The organism is Promicromonospora sp. NPDC090134, assembly GCF_044746965.1.
Classification (GTDB): domain Bacteria; phylum Actinomycetota; class Actinomycetes; order Actinomycetales; family Cellulomonadaceae; genus Promicromonospora.
The window spans coordinates 426,928-446,002 of the sequence record NZ_JBIVCZ010000003.1; the positions used below are offsets into that span (position 1 = coordinate 426,928).

Annotated in this window: 14 protein-coding genes and 1 pseudogene; 6 read left to right on the top strand and 9 right to left on the bottom strand. The window is 73.5% G+C overall.

The window, feature by feature from the left end; genetic code table 11:
- Positions 1-704: 704 nt before the first annotated feature.
- The 3 genes from ACIPN7_RS11645 (at position 705) to ACIPN7_RS11655 (ending at position 4,141) form a co-directional block, all read left to right on the top strand.
- A complete protein-coding gene (locus ACIPN7_RS11645) occupies positions 705-1,592 on the top strand; it encodes a helix-turn-helix domain-containing protein (RefSeq protein ID WP_400541564.1) in 888 nt (295 codons plus the stop codon).
- Between the two features lie 202 nt (positions 1,593-1,794).
- Entirely contained in the window at positions 1,795-2,559 is a 765-nt protein-coding gene (locus ACIPN7_RS11650; protein WP_400541567.1) for a response regulator transcription factor, read from the top strand.
- Positions 2,552-4,141: a sensor histidine kinase gene (locus tag ACIPN7_RS11655; protein ID WP_400541570.1), complete on the top strand. Its 1,590-nt coding sequence runs from the start codon at positions 2,552-2,554 to the stop codon at positions 4,139-4,141. The genes ACIPN7_RS11650 and ACIPN7_RS11655 overlap by 8 nt, the downstream gene beginning before the upstream one ends.
- Here ACIPN7_RS11655 and ACIPN7_RS11660 read toward each other — a convergent pair.
- The 3 genes from ACIPN7_RS11660 to ACIPN7_RS11670 all read right to left on the bottom strand — a co-directional run bounded on the left by ACIPN7_RS11660 (position 4,086) and on the right by ACIPN7_RS11670 (position 7,980).
- On the bottom strand, positions 4,086-6,104 hold the full coding sequence (locus ACIPN7_RS11660) for an MDR family MFS transporter (RefSeq protein WP_400541573.1): 2,019 nt from the start codon (positions 6,102-6,104) through the stop codon (positions 4,086-4,088). The two genes, ACIPN7_RS11655 and ACIPN7_RS11660, sit on opposite strands and share 56 nt — an antisense overlap.
- A 138-nt stretch (positions 6,105-6,242) precedes the next feature.
- The gene (locus ACIPN7_RS11665; RefSeq protein ID WP_400541576.1) at positions 6,243-7,205 is read right to left on the bottom strand and encodes an alpha/beta hydrolase; all 963 of its coding nucleotides are present in this window, start codon (positions 7,203-7,205) and stop codon (positions 6,243-6,245) included.
- A gap of 58 nt (positions 7,206-7,263) precedes the next feature.
- Positions 7,264-7,980, bottom strand: coding sequence for an alpha/beta fold hydrolase (locus tag ACIPN7_RS11670; protein ID WP_400541579.1), 717 nt, complete (start codon positions 7,978-7,980; stop codon positions 7,264-7,266).
- Between the two features lie 116 nt (positions 7,981-8,096).
- Between ACIPN7_RS11670 and ACIPN7_RS11675 the strand changes: the two genes are divergently transcribed.
- Positions 8,097-10,334, top strand: coding sequence for an ATP-binding protein (locus tag ACIPN7_RS11675; protein WP_400541582.1), 2,238 nt, complete (start codon positions 8,097-8,099; stop codon positions 10,332-10,334).
- A 123-nt stretch (positions 10,335-10,457) separates the two neighbouring features.
- Here the strand turns inward: ACIPN7_RS11675 and ACIPN7_RS11680 are convergent.
- A pseudogene (locus ACIPN7_RS11680) lies at positions 10,458-10,775 on the bottom strand (peptidase C39 family protein); the annotation flags it as partial.
- Positions 10,775-11,521: an AraC family ligand binding domain-containing protein gene (locus ACIPN7_RS11685; protein WP_400541585.1), complete on the bottom strand. Its 747-nt coding sequence runs from the start codon at positions 11,519-11,521 to the stop codon at positions 10,775-10,777. The gene ACIPN7_RS11685 and the pseudogene ACIPN7_RS11680, both read right to left, overlap by 1 nt.
- Before the next feature lie 100 nt (positions 11,522-11,621).
- Between ACIPN7_RS11685 and ACIPN7_RS11690 the strand changes: the two genes are divergently transcribed.
- Positions 11,622-12,362, top strand: a complete 741-nt coding sequence (locus ACIPN7_RS11690; RefSeq protein ID WP_400541588.1) for a MerR family transcriptional regulator — start codon at positions 11,622-11,624, stop codon at positions 12,360-12,362.
- 18 nt (positions 12,363-12,380) lie between these two features.
- Here the strand turns inward: ACIPN7_RS11690 and ACIPN7_RS11695 are convergent, their stop codons facing one another.
- Together ACIPN7_RS11695 and ACIPN7_RS11700 are read right to left on the bottom strand one after the other, a co-directional pair.
- Complete coding sequence (locus ACIPN7_RS11695) at positions 12,381-14,219, bottom strand: HNH endonuclease (RefSeq protein ID WP_400541591.1); 1,839 nt, start codon at positions 14,217-14,219, stop codon at positions 12,381-12,383.
- A gap of 241 nt (positions 14,220-14,460) precedes the next feature.
- Positions 14,461-14,670, bottom strand: a complete 210-nt coding sequence (locus tag ACIPN7_RS11700; protein ID WP_400541594.1) for a hypothetical protein — start codon at positions 14,668-14,670, stop codon at positions 14,461-14,463.
- A gap of 121 nt (positions 14,671-14,791) precedes the next feature.
- Between ACIPN7_RS11700 and ACIPN7_RS11705 the strand changes: the two genes are divergently transcribed.
- On the top strand, positions 14,792-15,148 hold the full coding sequence (locus tag ACIPN7_RS11705; protein ID WP_400541597.1) for a hypothetical protein: 357 nt from the start codon (positions 14,792-14,794) through the stop codon (positions 15,146-15,148).
- 7 nt (positions 15,149-15,155) lie between these two features.
- On the opposite strand, the gene ACIPN7_RS11710 is transcribed toward ACIPN7_RS11705, so the two are convergent.
- Positions 15,156-18,014 (bottom strand): cation-translocating P-type ATPase, encoded by a 2,859-nt coding sequence (locus ACIPN7_RS11710; RefSeq protein ID WP_400541600.1) that lies wholly within the window; start codon positions 18,012-18,014, stop codon positions 15,156-15,158.
- A 40-nt stretch (positions 18,015-18,054) separates the two neighbouring features.
- The gene (locus ACIPN7_RS11715) at positions 18,055-19,074 is read right to left on the bottom strand and encodes an SMP-30/gluconolactonase/LRE family protein (protein WP_400541603.1); all 1,020 of its coding nucleotides are present in this window, start codon (positions 19,072-19,074) and stop codon (positions 18,055-18,057) included.
- Position 19,075 lies beyond the last annotated feature (1 nt).

Here is a 19,075-nt window from a genome sequence, read left to right on the forward strand (position 1 = left end):
GCGTCGCTCCGGGTGTCGGGAGCGCGATGCTGGCCAACTGTCCACGCCGGGCGCAGCGCCTCGAGCAAGTCCAGCGAACGAGACCAGGGACGCCGTTGTTCACGAGGTCACCGCAGAATGCGGCATCCAGATCCCGCACGGACACAAAGTTCGCCCGGCGTCCCGCGATCTCACCGAGGTCGAACAGCCGCAGCTCGTGGCCCTCCAGGTCAAGCCGGGTGACCGCGGGCGCAGCGACAACGCCTGCCTCCGGGAACGCACGCAGCACGGTTCGCAAGCCGGGGGTGTTCCCTCCCGGCAGGACGATCACGCTGGTCAGCCGTTTGCCCGTCGACCGGATCCAGGCCGCGAGGTCCTCCGACTCCACGGCACCGAATTGGTCGCAGCCGAAGCGTACGAGCCGCGACCCTGGCGGATCCATCGGCGTGACCTCGACGACGTCGCCGACGTCGCGCAGGTCGTCGAGCGCTTCGAACCGCGACCAGACGTTGATCGCAGGCTCACGGAACAGCGCTGCCCGCGCCATATGGGCGCGACGGACGGCGGCCGGCTTCACTCGTGCTTCCTTCCCGGTCGCCCGAGGCTCCGGCGACCCCACCGACCGTAGACTGGCAGCACGGGCCGAGGGTGTCCCTGTCGCGGTCAGGGAGCTCGTCGCGGAGCGTTGGGCCACGGCCGGACTCGCCTCGAGGGAAGGACGCGACTTGGCTGCCAATGGTTCACCCCTCGGCGACTACCTGCGGGCGCGCCGCGCAGTCGTCACACCCGAGGATGCAGGGGTCCGTTCGCACACGCGGCGCCGTGTCCCAGGGCTCCGGCGCGACGAGGTCGCCCGTGCCGCCGGCATCAGCCAGGAGTACTACCTACGGCTCGAACAAGGTCGCGACCGCACCCCGTCGGACCAGGTGCTGCGCGCACTCGGTCGCGCGCTGATGCTGGACGAGGCCGCAATCTCCTACATGCTCCTGCTCGCGGCTGCCGAGCCGGTCGACCTGATGGCGCAGGAGGCCGCGGTGTCAATGGACAACCTCGCCGCGATCCTGAACGCCTGGCCGAACACGCCCGCCTACATCATCGACTCCCGGCACACCGTGGTGCTCTCCAACGCCATGGCCCGTGCCGTCGTCCCGCATGCGCTCGAACCCGGGGTGAACATTCCCGAGGCGGTGTTCACGCTGCCTCAGGTGCGCGCGCTGCCGACCTGGGACCGGCTTGCCTCACGAACGGTCCGCCGGCTGCGCTACTACGGGCACCCGTTCGACCCTCGTCTGCACGCGCTGGCAGCCCGGCTGTCCGAACAGGATCCGGTCTTCCGCACGATCTGGGAACGACAGGACGTCGACCCGTACTACGACGGCGACGTACGCCCCGAGGTGAACGGGTACGGTCAGATCGTGTTGCGTCACCAGACGCTCGTGGTGCCCGGCACACCCGGCTTCCTGCTCTGCGTGTTTCACGCCGAGCCGGGCTCACCGAGCGCGGACGCGATCGCGCAGCTCGCCGCACGGATCTCCTCGCCGCACGGATCTCCTCGACCACCACGTAGGCCGCGCCGCCGACCACCCCGACGACCGTCCGCCGAAGGAAAGTAGCGGCTCGATCCGTGCCCAGGCCGTATCAGTCACCTCACCACGCCCAACACCCACAAACTAGACATAACCAACCCTGTGACCAGGCCATTCGCAGGACAGGCCCGAGGCGTGCCGACCCCGTTCGTGCGTATCGCCCCGGGCACATAGCCAACGCACAGGTTCGGCCCAGGAACACCCCGGGATCGGGGCGCACGCTGGTGCGATGACCCCCGCACCCGCCGGCACCCCCGCCCAGCCCCTCCCCGCCCGCGCGGACGGGTCGCCCGTCCGGGTCCTCGTGGTCGACGACGAGCCCAACCTCGCCGAGCTCCTCACGTCCGCGCTGCGCCTGGAGGGGATGGACGTCACCGCCGTCCTGGACGGCGCCTCGGCGCTCCGCGCGGTCCGCGAGTCCGTCCCGGACATCGTGGTGCTCGACATCATGCTCCCGGACATGGACGGGCTCACCGTGCTGGGCCGGCTGCGCGAGCACGGCGAGCGCGTCCCGGTCCTGTTCCTCACGGCGCGCGACGCGGTCGAGGACCGGGTCAAAGGCCTGACCGCGGGCGGCGACGACTACGTGACCAAGCCGTTCAGCCTGGAGGAGGTGGTCGCCCGGCTGCGCGGGCTGCTGCGGCGGCAGGGCGCGACGGCGCAGAGCGGGAACGGCGTGCTGGCCGTGGGCGACCTGGCGCTCGACGAGGACGCGCACGAGGTGTGGCGCGCGGGCGAGGAGATCCACCTGACGGCCACGGAGTTCGAGCTGCTGCGCTACCTCATGCGCAACGCGCGACGTGTGCTGTCCAAGGCGCAGATCCTCGACCGGGTCTGGAACTACGACTTCGGCGGGCAGGCGAACATCGTCGAGCTGTACGTGTCCTACCTGCGCCGCAAGATCGACAGGGGACGCGAGCCCATGATCCACACGCTGCGCGGCGTCGGGTACGTCCTGCGGCCTACCAAGGTCACGGACGAGGCACGTGCCTGACACGCCCTCGACCCGCCGGCCCACCGCGCTGCGGCGGCGCCTCGTGCTGGTGCTCGCCGCCGTCGTCCTCGTGGTCACGGTGGGCCTGGCCGTGGCGTCGACGGCGGTGCTGCGCTCCCAGCTCCTGAACCAGGTCGACACCGAGCTGGGGCAGGCGAGCCAGCGCCTCACGCAGGGTCCTGTGCAGATCCAGCTCCGCGACGTCGCGCCGGGCCAGGAGCTCCCCGCGCTGCCGCTGCCGGCGCCGGACGGAGCCTCCGGCACCACCCGGCCCGCGTTCCCGCCGGGCCTGGGCCCCGGCAGCGCCGTCGTGCGCTACGTGGACGGCGAGCCGGTGCTCGCCGACCACGTCACGACCTCGCTGGAGCGCGAGGCGCTCGACGACGACCAGGTCGCCGAGCTGCTGGACGTCCCCGCCGACGGGCACCCGCACGACGTGCGGCTGGACGGCCTCGGCACCTTCCGCGCGGTGCACGTGACCACGGACGACGACGAGCCGCTGGTCGTGGCGACCAGCACCGCGACCGTGGACGCGACCGTGCACCGCTACGTGCTGGTCGAGGTGGCGCTCGGCGTGGCGGCGCTGCTGGCCGCCGTCGGCGTCGGCGCGTGGCTGGTGCGCCGCTCCCTGCGCCCGCTCGACGGCGTGGCGGACGCCGCGAGCCGCGTCTCCGAGCTCGAGCTCTCCCGCGGCGCGATCGACGCCATCCCCCGCGTGCCCGCGACCCTCACGGACGAGCGGACGGAGGTCGGGCAGGTGGGCGCCGCCCTCAACCGCATGCTCGAGAACGTCGAGGTGTCGCTCCAGGCCCGGCACGACTCGGAGACGCAGGTGCGCAGCTTCGTGGCGGACGCGAGCCACGAGCTGCGCACACCCCTGGCGTCGATCCGCGGGTACGCCGAGCTCGTGCACCGCGCCCCCGAGGAGCTCCCGCCCACCGCGGCGCGGTCGCTGGACCGCATCGAGTCGGAGGCCGTGCGCATGACGGGCCTGGTCGAGGACCTGCTGCTCCTGGCCCGGCTCGACGCCGGGCGCGGGCTCGACCGCGCGCCCGTCGACCTGGTCGCGCTCGCCGTCGACGGCGTCATGGACGCCCACGCGGCCAGCCCCGGCCACGCCTGGAAGCTGGAGCTGCCGGGCGGTCAGGACGACGACGCGCACACCGGCGGGGGCGGGTCGGACGAGCTGGTCGTCACCGGGGACGAGGCCAGCCTCCGGCAGGTCGTGGCGAACCTGCTCGCCAACGCGCGCACCCACACCCCGGCGGGCACGCAGGTGCGCGTGCGGCTCCTGCACGACGGCGACGCCGTCGTCCTGCACGTCACCGACGACGGGCCCGGCATCCCCGCCGGGCTGCGCCCCTCGCTCTTCCACCGGTTCACGCGCGGCGATGTGGCGCGCAACCGCAACGGCGGGTCGACCGGCCTGGGCCTCTCGATCGCCGACGCCATCGTGACCGAGCACGGCGGGAACATCGCCGTCCGGTCGCGCACCGCGGACGAGGGCCCCGCGACCGGGACCACGTTCACGGTGCGGCTGCCCCGGCCTGGTCCGTCCGGTCGGCCAGGATCTGGCGCGTGAGCTGCTCCACGAGCTGCGCGACCTCCGGCTCGTCCCCGCCGGGCCACTCCTCGACGTACCGCCGCAACCGCTCCCGCTCCGCCTCCCGGATCGCCTCCGCGACGAGGTCGCCGGCGGGCAGCGCCCGGACCGTGTCGCCGTCCACGGCCACGAGCCCGCGGGTGGCGAGCGTGTCCGCGACGTCGCGCACGACGTCCTCGGGACGGCCGGTGTGCTCGGCCATGAGCCGCACGGACCGGGTGCGCTTGAGCGAGACGCGGGTGAGCATCCACGCCTCGCCGGGCGAGAGGCCGACGTCCTGCGCCACGAGGTCGTAGACCCGCAGGGGGTCCCGCTTGCCCACGCGGCGCCACAGGATCATGCGCAGCTCCTCGAGCGACGTCCGCGACGACGGGAGCGCGAAGGTGGCGCCCGTCGCGTGGCCGGCCTCGTCGTCGCCGCCCCGCGTGGCCGTGCGCAGCTCCACCTCGGGCAGCAGCCACGTGAGGAGGAACGCGAGCGCCGCGACCGGCACCGCCCCCAGGAAGACGATGTGCAGCGCTTCCGTGTACGCGCCGAGGAACCAGGTCTGCACGTCGGGCGGGCACTGCGCGAGCGCCTGTGTGGACGCCGTGAGCGCCGCGGGCCCGCAGACGCCCTGGGCGGCGTCCGGCACGGAGGTCGCGGCCTCGGCCGCGAGCCGGTTCGCGAAGATGGTGCCGAACACCGCGACGCCCACCGACGAGCCGATGGTGCGGAAGTACGTGGTGCCGGACGTCGCGGTGCCCAGGTCGCGGTAGCTCACGGCGTTCTGCACCGCGATGACGAGCACCTGGGTGACCATCCCGAGCCCGGCGCCGAACACGAACATGCTCAGGCCTGCCTCGAGCGTGGTGGTGGCCTGGTCCATGAGCGAGAGCAGGTAGAGCCCCACGGCCGTGACGGCCGTGCCGACGATCGGGAAGACCTTGTACCGCCCGGTGCGGGAGATGAGCTGGCCGGACCCGATGGACGTGATGAGGAGGCCGAGCATCATCGGCGTCATCTCCAGCCCGGACTCGGTGGGCGTGGAGCCCTTGACGGTCTGCAGGTACAGGGGAATGAAGGTGATGGCGCCGAACATCGCGAAGCCCACGGCGAACCCGATGACCGCGGAGACGGAGAAGACCCGGTTGCGGAACAGGTGCAGCGGCAGCACGGGCTCGGGCGCGCGCCGCTCGACGGCGATGAACGCGACCAGCCCGAGGACCGCGAGCGCGATCATGGCGTAGACGGGGGCGGAGCTCCACTCCCAGGTGGTGCCGCCCAGGCTGGTGACCAGCACGACCGCCGTCGAGATCGTGGCGAGCAGGATGATGCCCGCGTAGTCGATGCGGGGACGCGTGTCCGTGGTGATGCGGGGCAGCACCGAGGCGACGACGACCAGCGCGATGATCCCGACCGGGATGTTGACGTAGAAGACCCAGCGCCAGTCGAGGTTGTCGACGAAGAACCCGCCGAGCAGCGGGCCGGCCACCGAGGAGACGCCGAAGACCGCGCCGAACAGCCCCTGGTAGCGGCCGCGGTCCCTCGGCGGCACGACGTCGCCGATGATCGCCTGGGAGAGGACCATGAGCCCGCCACCGCCCACGCCCTGCACGGCGCGCCAGGCGATGAGCTGGCCCATCGTCTGCGACGTGCCGGACAGGATCGACCCGACCAGGAAGATCAGGATGCAGGCGATGAACAGGGTCTTGCGCCCGAACAGGTCACCGAGCTTGCCCCAGAGCACGGTGGTCGCGGTGCTGGCCAGCAGGTAGGACGTCACGACCCAGGACAGGTGCTCGGCGCCGCCGAGGTCGGAGACGATGGTGGGCAGCGCGGTGGCGACGATCGTCTGGTCGAGGGCGGCGAGCAGCATCGCGAGCATGAGGCCCGCGAAGATGGCCCAGACCCGGGCCTGCGGCAGGGTCTGCGGTTCCGCCTCTGCGCTCGGTGCGGTCATGCGGTGCCTCCCGGGTCCGGTGGACGGCGAGGCCTGCGCGCCCGTGCGTGTGCCCCCGGAGGCAGACTGTCACGGCCCGCGCGGGTCGGCGCGGGGAGGGCGCCGCGGGTGCGGCGTCCCTCCCCGCGCCGGGCCCCGTCAGTCCTGGAGGGCGGACCGGAGCGTGGCGGACGCCTGCGCGACGGCGGCGCGGGCGGCGTGCGTGTCGTGCAGGGCGTTGAGCATGACGAAGTCGTGGATGACCCCGCCGTACCGGACGCTGGTGACGTCGACGCCGGCCCGGCGGAGCTTGGCGGCGTAGGCCTCGCCCTCGTCGCGCAGCACGTCGGCCTCCGCGGTGATGACGAGGGCGGGCGGCAGCCCCGCGAGCTGCTCCTCCGTGGCACGCAGCGGGGAGACGGTGATCAGCTCGCGCTCCTGCGGGTCGGTCGTGTACTGGTCCCAGAACCAGCGCATGCCCTCCAGCGTGAGGAAGTAGCCGGTGGCGAACTCGCGGTAGGAGGCGGTGTCGAACGCGGCGTCGGTCACCGGGTAGAACAGCACCTGCTGCCGGAAGGTGACGTCGCCACGCTCCTTGGCGAGCAGGGTGAGGGCGGCGGACATGTTGCCGCCCACGGAGTCGCCGGCCACGGCCAGGCGGCTGCCGTCCAGCCCCTGGTCGGCGCCCTCCTTGGTCACCCACTGCGCGACGGCGTAGGCCTGCTCGACGGCGACGGGGTAGCGCACCTCGGGCGAGCGGTCGTACTCGGGGAAGACGACGGCGGCCTGCGCGCCGATCGCCAGGTCGCGCACGAGGCGGTCGTGCGTGTGCGCGTCACCGAACACCCAGCCGGCGCCGTGCACGTAGAGCACCACGGGCAGCGGGCCCTGCGCGCCGGCGGGCTTGACGATCCGGACCGGCACGGTGCCGGTGGGTCCGCCCTCGACGGTGACCCACACGTCGTCGACCTCGGGCTTGAAGATCTCGCTCGACTGGACGTCGTCGACGGCCTTGCGGCCCTCCTCGGGCGCGAGCTGGTACAGGTACGGCGGGTTGTCGGTGGCCTCGGCGAACGCCTGGGCGGCGGGCTCCAGGGACAGGCCGTGGGGGTTTGCGGTCATGAGGGTTCCTTCGTTCCGGGAGGGGTGCTGGGGTGCGTGGCGGGGCCGGCGGCGCCGCTCAGGCGGTCTGCCCCGCGGCCCGGGCGATCAGGTCGGCGACCTCGGCGGGGTGGGTGAGCATCACGAGGTGCGGCGCGTCGAGCTCGACGCTCTCGCGGACCCCGGCGCGCTCGTAGCCGAAGCGCTCGACGTCGGGGTTGATGGTGTGGTCGGCGGCGGAGACGATGCCCCAGGACGGCTTGGTCCGCCAGGCCGCGACCGGCGCCTTCTCACCGAAGGCCACGGCCGACAGGGGACGCTGGGAGACGGCGAGCACCGTGGCGACCTCTGCGGGAACACCCGCCGCGAACACCGCCGGGAACGCGTCGACCTCGACCGACACGTCGGTTCCCGGCTCGCCGCCCTCGACCGGGTAGGGCGTGTACACGAGGTGGGCCGCCAGGTCGGAGTCGGGGAAGCCGCCCTGCAGCTCGCCCAGGCTCTCGCCCTCCGCGAGGGCGTAGCCGGCCACGAAGACCAGGCCGACGACGTTCTCGGCCGCGCCGGCGACCGTGATCACCGCGCCGCCGTAGGAGTGGCCCGCGAGCAGCACGGGCCCGTCGATCGCCTCGACGACGGACCGCACGTACGCGGCGTCGCCGGTCAGCGAGCGGTTCAGCACCGGCGGGACGACGACCCGGAAGCCCTGGTCGAGCAGGGCGCGCGTGACCGGGGTCCAGCTTCCGGCGTCGGCGAACGCGCCGTGCACCAGCACGATGGTGGGAGTGGATGACATGGGGGTTCCTTTCCGCGGGACGACCGCGGGAGCACGGCCGCCACGATGAGACACTTCGATCCAAGGCCGTCACCGGTGACTGCGTCCACGAAGGAAGCACGCAGGAATGGGGAGAGATGACCGAGTCGCTGGGCCCGCTGCTCCGTCGGCACCGCCACGAGGCAGACCTGACGCTCGAACGGCTCGCGGTGCTCTCCGGGGTGAGCGACCGCACCATCAGCGACATCGAGCGCGGCGCCAGCCAGGGTCCGCAGCGGCGCACGGTCGACCTCCTTGCCGGTGCCCTGCGCCTGGCGCCCGCCGACCGGGACACGCTCCGCGCGGCCGCCCGCGCGGGCCGGCACCGGCCCCCGGCCGGGGCCACCACCCCGCTGCCGCTCCCCCGTGCCGTCGCCGACCTCGTGGGGCGGGACGCCGAGCTGTCCGCCATCGGCGAGCACGTGACCTCGGGCCGCGACGGCGCGCCCTCGCCGCTGGTGGTGCTCTCCGGTCCCGCGGTGCTCGGCAAGACGTCGCTCGCGGTGCGCGCCGCGAGCGACGTCCGCGAACGGTTCGACGCCGTCCGGTACATCGACCTCGGCGGATTCGGCGCCGGCCCGCTCGACCCGCTCCTGGTGCTCCGCCGCCTGATCCAGGCCTGCGAACCGGCCGTCCGGGCCGTACCGCACCGCCTGGACGACGCCGCCGCCCTCTGGCGCTCGCTCCTGGCCGACCGCCGGATCCTGGTGGTGCTCGACGACGCGGCCGGCGAGGACCAGGTACGCCCCGTGCTGCCCGCCACCGGGCCGTCCGCCGTCATCGTCACGGCACGCCGCCCCCTCGCCGGGCTCGACGCCTCGCTCCGCGTGGAGCTCGGGCGGCTCGCGCACGACGACGCCGTGGAGCTCCTGCGCCGCGTCATTCCCGCCGGCCAGGCGAACGACCCCGACCTGCACCGGCTCGCGGACCTCTGCGACGGCTGCCCGCTCGCCCTGCGCATCGCCGGCAACCGCGTGGCGAGCCACCGCGGCTGGACCGCGGGCGGGCTCGCCGACCGGCTCGCCTCCGAGGACCACCGCCTCGACGGGTTCCGGGCCGGCGACCTGGAGCTGCGCAAGGCGTTCGGCATGTCCTACGACCAGCTCTCCGACGCCGCACGCACGCTCTTCCGGCGCCTCGGCGCCCTGACCGGTCCCGCCTTCACCGCCGAGCTCGGCGCCGTGCTCGCCGAGACCGGCCGGCACACCGCCGTGGACCTGCTCGACGAGCTCGTCGACCTCGGCCTGCTGGAGGCCGCCACCCACGACCGCTACCACCTGCACGACCTGCTCCGCTTCTTCGCCAGGGCCCGGCTGCGCGAGGACGAGGGACCGCGCGCGCAGGCCGAGCACGCCTTGCGGCTGCGACAGTGGCTGCTGCGCACCACCGTCGACGCCGGGCTCTGGTTCGAGCCCGCACACGGCCGGGGCCCGGCCCTGCCCGGCCTGGCCGACCTGTCGACCCGGGAGGCCGCGAGCGCCTGGCTGCACGCCGAGGCCGACCACTGGTTCGCCGCCCTGCGCGCCGCCGCCGCCGACAAGGACGACGCCACCGTGGTGCGGGTGGCCGAGTCCCTGCACTGGTTCTCCGACCTGTGGGCGATGTGGGGGCAGTGGCACCAGGTCTATGGCCTGGCCGTCGAGGCCGCGGAGCGCCTCGCCGACGACGACCTGCTGGCCACCCAGCTCGGCTACCTGAGCTGGGCCGAGCTCTACACCCGGGACGACCCGGCCACAGGCCTGGTCCACGCGCACCGCGCCCGCGACGTCGCGCGGCGCGCGGGCAATCGCGCCCAGGAGGGCTGGGCCCTCTACTACACGGGCTGGTGCGAGCTGCTGCTCGGCGCACCCGACGACGTCGTGCGCGACGCCCGGGCGGCCCGCCGCTGCTTCACGGACGCCGACGACGCGGCCGGCCTGCTGCAGACCCACCGCATGCTCGCCGAGGCCTTCATCCTGCTCGGACGGCGTGCCGACGCCATCGGCGCCGACCGGGCGGCGATCGACCTGCTGACACAGCGCCCCGACCGGTTCCCCCGCGACATCGCGCTGACCACGCGGATCGCCGCCGCGTCCGCCATCGTCAAGAACCTCGTCGAGCTCGGCGACGGTGCGGGCGCGCTCGCGACCGCGGACGCCGCCGCACCAGCCGTCGACGAGCTCGACGTGCCGTCCCACCGCGCCATGTACCTGCGCGCGCGGGCCCTGGCGCTCGCCGCGACCGGGCGGACGGCCGAGGCGGCCGCCGACCTGGAGCGAGCCGTCGAGATCCGCGAGGCGCTGGGCGACCGCCGGCGGGCCGACGCGGCCCGGGCGCAGCTCGCCGGGCTCAGCTGATCCGCACCGCCGCCCGGTACCCGGCGTCCTCCATCCGGGACATGGCGTCGAGGGCGGCGTCCGGGGCACGTCGAACCCGAGCATGGCGGTCAGGTAGACGAGCAGCAGCACGCGCTCGCCGTCGGCCAGGGCGGCCCGGAGGCCGGGCAGGGTGAGGTGGCGGCCGTCGATCGCGAGGCCGGCCGCGACGGCCTCCTCGCGGGAGACCTCCTGGAGCAGGGCGCGCCAGTCCCGGTCGCCCTCCGGGTACGCGTCCAGGAAGACCGGCCGGTCGGTGTCGAGCGCGACGGCGACGGCGGAGTCCGGCCAGCGACGCCGCACGGCGAGCCCCAGCCGCACCGGGTCGCACGACGGGAAGTTGGTGGCCTCCCGCCAGAGCGACAGCTCCAGCCGCCGGTCCAGCCCGTCCGCGCGGATCGCGCCCCGGTGCGCCTGCTCCATCAGTGCGGCGGACGGCCCGCACGTGAAGTGGGTGGTCTGCCGGTAGTGCGGGGGCTCGGCCGGGTCGGGGCCGGGGTCGGCGCCGGCGTCCGCGAGCCAGCGCACGTACCCGGTCGGCGGCTGCCCGACGTCGGCCACGGACGGCGCCTGGAGCGGGGCGAAACCCGCGTCGGCGGCGTCCGGCCCCGCCGTCCACCCCTCCCACGTGACCTGGACGAGGCCCAGGGAACGGGCGTGCGCGACGACGGCGTGCGCGGCCGGTCCGAGGGCTCCAGCACGTCGAAGACCACCGCCTCCGCCCGCGCACGCGCGTCGGGATCGAGGTCCCGCCGCGCCAGGTGGACCAGGAGCGCCTGGAGCACCGGCCCCATCGCCACGGCCGTGGGGCCGTCGAGGACGGGCGGGGTGCGGTCGGGCGCGAAGAACACGTCGTACAGCTCGACCCCCGCCGTCAGCCGGCCGGCGTGCTCCAGGCCGGCCGGCACCCCCAGGCCGAAACCCTCCGAGATGGTGAACACCTGGCCGGCCAGCCGGGCGGTCAGCGTGCCGTGCCGCACCCGGACGAGCTCGTACGCGGGGTGGACGTGCGGCTCCCACTCCGTGGCGACCTCGACGACGTGCGTCTCGACGACGATCGTGAACGCGGCGGGCGCGCCCGCGGGTACGGGGAAGGTCCGGCCGACCGACGCCCGTGTATCGCGCTGCCAGGACCCCCGCACGTCGTCGGGACGGGGGGAGGCTGCCATGCGACGGAGTCTAGGGAGCGCGCCCGCGGCCGGCCGCGCGGACGGCGCTTGACCCTACCCTCAGGGGAGGGTCGACGGTGTTGCGCAGGAGGTGAGACCCATGACCTACACGATCACCCGCGTCTCCCGGCTGTCGGGAGTCACGCTCAAGACGCTGTACCACTACGACCGGATCGGGCTCCTCGTCCCCGCACGGGACGAGCACAACGACTACCGGTCCTACTCGGACGACGACCTCGAGCGACTCCAGCAGATCCTGTTCTTCCGGGAGCTGGACATGCCGCTGGACGCGATCGCGGAGGCCCTGTCGGGTCGCGCCTCCCGGCTCGAGTGCCTGCTGGACCAGCGCACCATGCTCCGGTCACGCGGAGCACGGCTCGCCCAGGTGCTGGCGACGCTCGAGCAGGCCATCGCACACGAGAGAAAGGGAGAACCCATGGCTGCCGACAGCATGTTCACCGGCCTGGACCAGGCCGGCTGGCAGGACGCCCTCGAGGAGCAGAACGCGCACCTGCGGGACGCCTACGGCGTCGAGCTCGACACGGCCGCGCTCGACGCCGACCGGATGAACGCGGCCGCCGCCGAGGCCACCGCGTTCATGACGACCATGGCCGACGCGCTGCGCGCCGGGCTGCGCGCCGACGACCCGACGGTGGTGAGCGCGATCGAGCGGCACCTCGCGGCTCTGAGCGTCACGCACCCGACCGACCCGGACGGCTTCGCAGGCCAGGCACGCTTCTTCGTCGCGGACGACTTCCACCGGCGGATGCTCGAACAGCAGCAGACCGGGCTGGCCTACTACCTGCTGCACGCCGCGGAGGCGTTCCGCGACGCGGCGTGAGGCACGGTCGGACCTCGCTCAGAACGGCGGCACCCCCGACCCGGACGAGTCGGTGGCAGCTGCCGCCGGCTCGGCCGGGTCGGCCGTGAGGTAGGCACGGGGCAACCGCCGTCCGGTGAGAGCCCGCATCGTCAGGTCACCGCTGGTGCCCGGGTCGACCTGGTCCAGGTCGACCCGGGTGTCCAGGACCGTGGGCGGCCGGGCGTGGGTGCTGCCCGCGGGCGTGGTCCAGGTGGTGATCCCGGTGACCGGGTCACGTTCGACGCCCCAGCCGGCATGGGTCTTGAGCAGGTGGTGCCGGCGGCAGAGTGCGTGCAGGTTCCACGCGTTGGTCTGTCCGGGCTGGTTCTTGCCCGCGGCGCCCGCCCGCTCTCTCCACTCGTGGTCGAAGGGTTCGATGTGGTCCAGGTCGCAGGTCATCGCCGGGGTGTCGCACCCGATGAACGTGCAGGTCCCGTCACGGGCCTCCACCGCCGCCCGGAGTACCTTGCCTGGCGTGTACGCCTGTGACGAGTAATCGACCAGCACCCCCGTCACCGGGTCCGTCACGAGCCGCCGCCAGGTGGCGTCCTGGGCGATCAGCCGAGCCGTCTCGGCCGGGACGGGCCCGAACCCGTCGAGCTCACCCGGGGCGTCGTCCAGGCCCAGGAGCGTGCTCGCCGGGACCGTCACCCGCACCACCGGCCGGGTCGGCGTCACCCGCACGCCGGTCTCCTGGACCACGGGCGCCCGGCCACCGCAGCTACAGAACGGAGTGGCGTCGTCGGCGCTCGTCCTGTCGGCCGACCCGCTCCCTGGGACGCCGGTGGCCGCGAACCGGTCCGCCGGCACCAGCCGGCCCGTCACGATCCCGGTCAGACAGTCCGCACGAAGCTGACCCAGCGTGCGCTCCTCACCGGCGATATACCGAAGCTGGTGCGCCATGTCATCCACCACACCCCACACCGCCGCCGCGTCCACCGCAGGCAGATACGCCGACAGCCAACCCATGTCGTTCTCCGCCCGGTCGATCTGCACGTTGCGGGCCTCCGCGGCAATCCTCGCGGTCTCCGCCGATCCGTGCCGCGCCTTCGCGAACGCGAGGAGCTTGTTCCGCAGCCACCGCCACGTCCGATACGGAGCCTGCGGCAGATACCGCGCGATCGCCTCGGCCCGCTCGGCCACCGTCAGATCAGCCGCCGACCGCAGCAGCGTGTGCGCCTTACGCACGTCGATCCGACCCGTGACGAGCGCCGTGATCACCGTCGGATGCTCCGCACCCGACTCGGCACGCACCACCACCTCAGACCCCTCAGCCTGCGTCACCACCAACTCGGCCGTCACCTGCCCGACCAACGAGTCATGAGCCAACGGACTCGACTCACACGCCACCCGCTCCCCCACGGCCCGCGCCTGCACACCCGCCGCCCACGACTGCAACCGAGCGCACGCACCGACCAGCTCCCCCAGCAGATCGTCGGACAACGCGGCAAGCGGATCCGACCCAGCCTCGGGGACAGGGCGTCCGCCAGCAGCCGCGACAGCGGACCCGACAGTACGAGCGACCCCCGCAGCGCGGCGCGGTGCGGCACCCAGCCCGGTGTACTCGGCAACCACGTGCGCCAGCTCGACACCCGGCGCACCGGCCAGCGCCTCCCGCAGCACCTCGACCGGCCACAGTGCCACGGCACCATGAGTCAACGCATCGTCGGGCGCCATGTCGAACCGGTCCGGAACCGCAGGCACGCCCAGGGTGCACCGCTCGTCACGAGCCCCGAACAGAGCGTCGCCCTCGGCGAACAATGCTGCGAGCCACGCGTCGTCAGGCATCTTGCCGTACGTGGGATCGTCGGCGCGCACGACGGACACCGTGGTCACGACGTCATCGTCCTGCCACGCCGCAGGGCAGCTCCGCGCGACCTTCTCACCGGGCCGGCGAGCGACCGCCGTCGCACTTGCCTGCTCCCCGCCGTCGACCCACTCCTGGCCCATACCGTCACCCCTTCCCACAATAAATCAAAACCATCGCCACCATTGAGCCCAACACTTGTACGATCCTATGCCCAGCCGCTGACACCCGCTCGTTGTTCTGCCCGCCGCGTAAACCAGGGCCGGTCGGTCAGCTCGACGTCGTCACGATCATGCCCCACGGCGCCGGCCCCGCACCGCTGACGGCCGACCACGCTCGGCGGGACCAGGTCGGCACGATCGTCACCTCGCCGCGGTGGGACACATCGATCGCAGCGAAGCCGTCCAGGCCCAGGAGGGCGTCACGGGAGGGGACACGCCAGCGGCACGATGTCGTCGTACCGCCAGGAGGGTTCGACACGAGGCTCTTCGTGGCACCATCACCATCACCATCACCATCACCATCACCATCACCATCACGTCGCCAGCCGGCGAGCACCTTCACCCGCGCTCACCGGCGCGGCCCAGGAAAGGAGGCCTCGTTGGATTCCCGCCCCCAGATCGTGTGCCTGTGCGGCTCGGCCCGGTTCGCCCAGGAGCTCCGCGCGGTGAACCGTGACCTCACCCTCGCCGGAGCGATCGTCCTCGCCCCCGCTGAGCTCGGGCACCCCGGCGACCGGGTCGCCGACGAACAGAACACCGACGCCCAGATCACCGACGACCAGAAGGCCGCGCTCGGCACACTGCACCTCGCGAAGATCGACGTCGCCGACCGCGTCGTGGTGGTCAATCCGGGCGGGTACGTCGGGGAGTCCACGCGACGTGAGATCCGTTACGCGCACCGGACCGGAAAGCCGGTGGAGTACACCGACGCGCCCGGCCCCGCCGTCACCCCGTGACCGCGGCTCACGCCCCGGCGCGATGCCGCCACCGCCACACCAGCTTGCGCAGCTCGTCGAACCACAGCACGGACGACGCCATCCCGACCGCCACCGCCCAGTGCGCCAGGTCCAGTCCGGCGGTGCCGAACGCCACCTGGAGGAACGGCACCTCCACGACGGCCACCTGGAGCAGCACCCCGAGCGCGATGGCGCCCCACAGCCACCGGTTCACGAACATGCGGTGGAACGCGCTCGTGGTCTCGGAGCGGGAGTTGAGCACGTTGAAGAGCTGGGCCAGGACGAGGGTGGTGAACCCGGCGGTGCGGGCCACGGTGAGGTCGTCGCCGCCCTCGACCAGGCCGCCGGGCAGGAAGATGTCGATGGTCAGCAGGGTGGCCACGCCCATGACGAGCCCGATGCTCAGCACGCCGGTCCACATGCGGCCGTCGATGATCCGCTCGTTCGGGCCGCGCGGCGGCCGGGCCATCACGTCGTCGGTCTCCGGGTCCACGCCCATGGCGAGTGCCGGCCCGGAGTCGGTGACGAGGTTGATCCACAGGATCTGGGTCGCCAGCAGCGGCACGACCACGGCCTCGCCCCCGGCGGCCCCCTCCAGGCCGACCACCCCGGCCAGCACCACGCCGAGCAGCACCGTGCACACCTCGCCCATGTTCGAGGAGAGCAGGTAGCGCAGGAACTTCTTGATGTTGTCGAAGATGATCCGGCCCTGGCGCACGGCCACGACGATCGTGGCGAAGTTGTCGTCGCCGAGGATCATCTTGGCCGACTCCTTGGTCACCTCGGTCCCGGTGATGCCCATGGCCACGCCGATGTCGGCGGTCTTCAGCGCCGGGGCGTCGTTCACGCCGTCGCCGGTCATCGCCACCACGTGCCCGTCGGCCTGGAGCGCGTCCACGATCTGCAGCTTGTTCTGCGGGGCCACGCGCGCATAGACCGAGACGCCGCGGGTGGTCTCGCGCAGCCCGGCGGCGTCCAGGGCGTCCAGCTCGGTGCCGGTGACGGCGCGGGCGCCGGGCTCCACGATGCCCAGGTCGCTCGCGATCCGGGTGGCCGTGACCGGGTGGTCGCCGGTGATCATCATGACGCGGACGCCGGCCCGGCGGGCCTCGGCCACCGCGGCGGCGACCTCGGGCCGGGGCGGGTCGATGATGCCGACCACGCCCAGGTAGACCAGGTCGGACTCGTGCTCCTCCAGGCCCTCGGGCCCGGTGTCCTCGGGGACCCGCCGGTAGGCGACGCCGAGCGTGCGGTACGCCTGCCCGGACAGGCGCTCGACCTGGGCGAGCGCCACGGCCCGCCGCTCGTCGTCGAGCGGGACCGTCTCGTCGCCGACCTGTAGGTCGGTGCAGCGCGGCAGGAGCACGTCGGGCGCGCCCTTGGTGACGAGCGCCCAGGCGCCGTCGCCGGGCGGGTCCACGAGCGCGGACATGAGCTTGCGCTCGGACGTGAACGGCACCTCGCCGCGCCGCTCGAACCCGGCGACGCGGTCCACGGTGCCGGCGAGCTTGTGCGCGGCCACGAGGAAGGCGGCCTCGGTGGGGTCGCCCTGGACGGTCCATGCGCCGTCGGTCTCGACGAGCTGCGCGTCGTTGGCGAGGGAGCCGCCGCCGAGCACCATGACCGCCTCCCGGGTGCGCCGCTCGTCGGTCAGGGGCCCGGCGTCGCCGTCGCCCGAACCGCCGGGACCAACGGCCAGCGCCTCCCCCTCCGGCCGGTAGCCGACGCCGGTCAGCATCACCTCGCCCGACGCCGTGACCACCCGCTGGATGGTCATCTCGTTCTTGGTCAGGGTGCCGGTCTTGTCCGACGCGATGACGGACGCCGAGCCGAGCGTCTCGGCGGAGTGCAGCTTCTTGACGACGGCGTTGCGCCGCGCCATGGCCTGCACGCCGACGGCGAGGACCACCGACAGGATGGCGGGCAGCCCCTCGGGCACGGCGGCCACGGCGAGCGAGACACCGAGCAGCAGCACGGTGACGAGGTCGGCGGGCGTGCGGACCTCGTTGACGACGGCCGCCAGGACCATCACGACCACGGCGATGCCGATCACCGTGAGGCCGAGCACCCGACTGACGTGCGCGATCTCGCGCTGCAGCGGGGTGACCTCCTCCTCGGTGGAGTCGAGCAGCCGGGCGATGTCGCCCATCTGGGTGCTCATGCCGGTGGCCACGACGACTGCCCGTCCCACGCCCTGGGCCACGGCGGTGCCCTTGTAGACCATGTCGAACCGGTCGCCCAGCGGCGCCGGGGCCGCGAGCACGGCGGCGTCCTTGAGCACCGCCTCGCTCTCCCCCGTCAGCGAGGACTCCTGGACCCGCAGGGCGGTCGCGCTCAGCAGACGGGCGTCCGCGCCGACGGCGTCCCCCTCGGCCAGGACGAGCACGTCGCCGCGCACCAGCTCGGCCGACCGCACGGTGACCCGGCGCCCGTCGCGCAGCACCGTGGACATCGCCTCGGTCATGGTCCGCAGCGCCGCGACGGCGCTCTCGGCCTTGTTCTCCTGGACCAGGCCGAGCACCGCGTTGAGCACCACGATGGCCGCGATCACGACGGCGTCGACGGGCACGCCCTGCGCGTCCTCGACCCACCAGACGGCCAGCGAGATGGCCACCGCCACGAGCAGCAGCGCCACGAGCGGGTCCTGGAACTGGTCCAGCACCTTGCGCCACAGCGGCACCGGCGGCCGCGAGCGCAGCTCGTTGGGGCCGTCGGCGGCCAGGCGGCGGGCGGCCTCGGCCGCGGTCAGCCCGGTGGCGGGGTCGACGCCGAGGTCGCGCGTGACGTCGTCCGCCGCCCGCACCGACGGGTCCGGTGCGGGCAGCGGGACGTACGACGACGGCCGGCTCGGCTGCGGTGTGGCCACAGTCGATCATCCATCGAAGGCGTCCGGGGCGCGCGCCCCGTCAGCCGCCGTTCGACTGGCGTACTCCCTGGGCCAGGGCGTCGAACCGGTAGACGAACCCGCCCGCCGGACCGCTGACCGTCACGTAGGCGTCAGTGGTGCCCGGCCGGATCGCGAGGTTCGTCGCGGACAGCAGCCCGTCGTCGCCGTCCGGGACCGAGACCGTGGTCAGGTGCGTGCCGTCCGGCCCGTAGACGCGGACCTCGGGCAGGCCGTGCATGCCCTGGTAGAGGTTGCCCGCGGCGTCGACGGCGTTCGAGTCGGTCTGCGCGACGCCGCCGTCGACCTGGATCGCCGCGTGCCCCGCCGTCACTGCCCTTCCCGTCCCGTCGAGGACGAGCCGGTCGATCCGGTTGGCGTCGAGCTGGCTGACCCACAGCGCGCCGCCGTCCAGGTCGAACGAGATGCCGTTCGGGTTGGGCAGGTTCCCGGCCAGCACGGACGCCCTGGCGGTGTCGCGGTCGAACCGCAGCACGCGGCCGTCCGCCGTCCCCTCGGGGTAGGCGACGGGCGAGGAGTCCGTCACGTAGAGGTGGCCGTCGTCGTCGAACGTCAGGTCGTCCAGGTGCATCGCCCGGCCCTTGACCCGCCCGTCGGCGAAGACGCGCGGGTCGGTGCCGTCCGGGGTGATGCTGACGATGCGGCCAGCGGCGTAGTCGGTGAGGTACAACCGGTCGTCGTAGGGGCTGACCTGGGCGGACGTATAGGCGCCCACCGCGTCGGTGTACACGGCGTCGACCTCGCGCCTGTCGACGTCGACGGCCAGGACCTTGGGCTCGCCGGCGGGCGCGGTGACGTCGACCAGGTGGAGCCGGCCGTCGTCCAGGAACGTGGGCCCCTCCAGCAGGGTCATCCCCGTCTCCTCGTGCACGGAGGTGACCTGGAGGACCCGCTCGGCGGTGACCCGCTGCACGACGCCGGAGGGTGCCTCGCCCGACGACGCCGGCGCCTCCGCCGTCGGGCCGGCCGCGCACCCCGCCAACGAGAGCGCAAGAGCGAGCGCGCCGACCGCAGGGGCCACG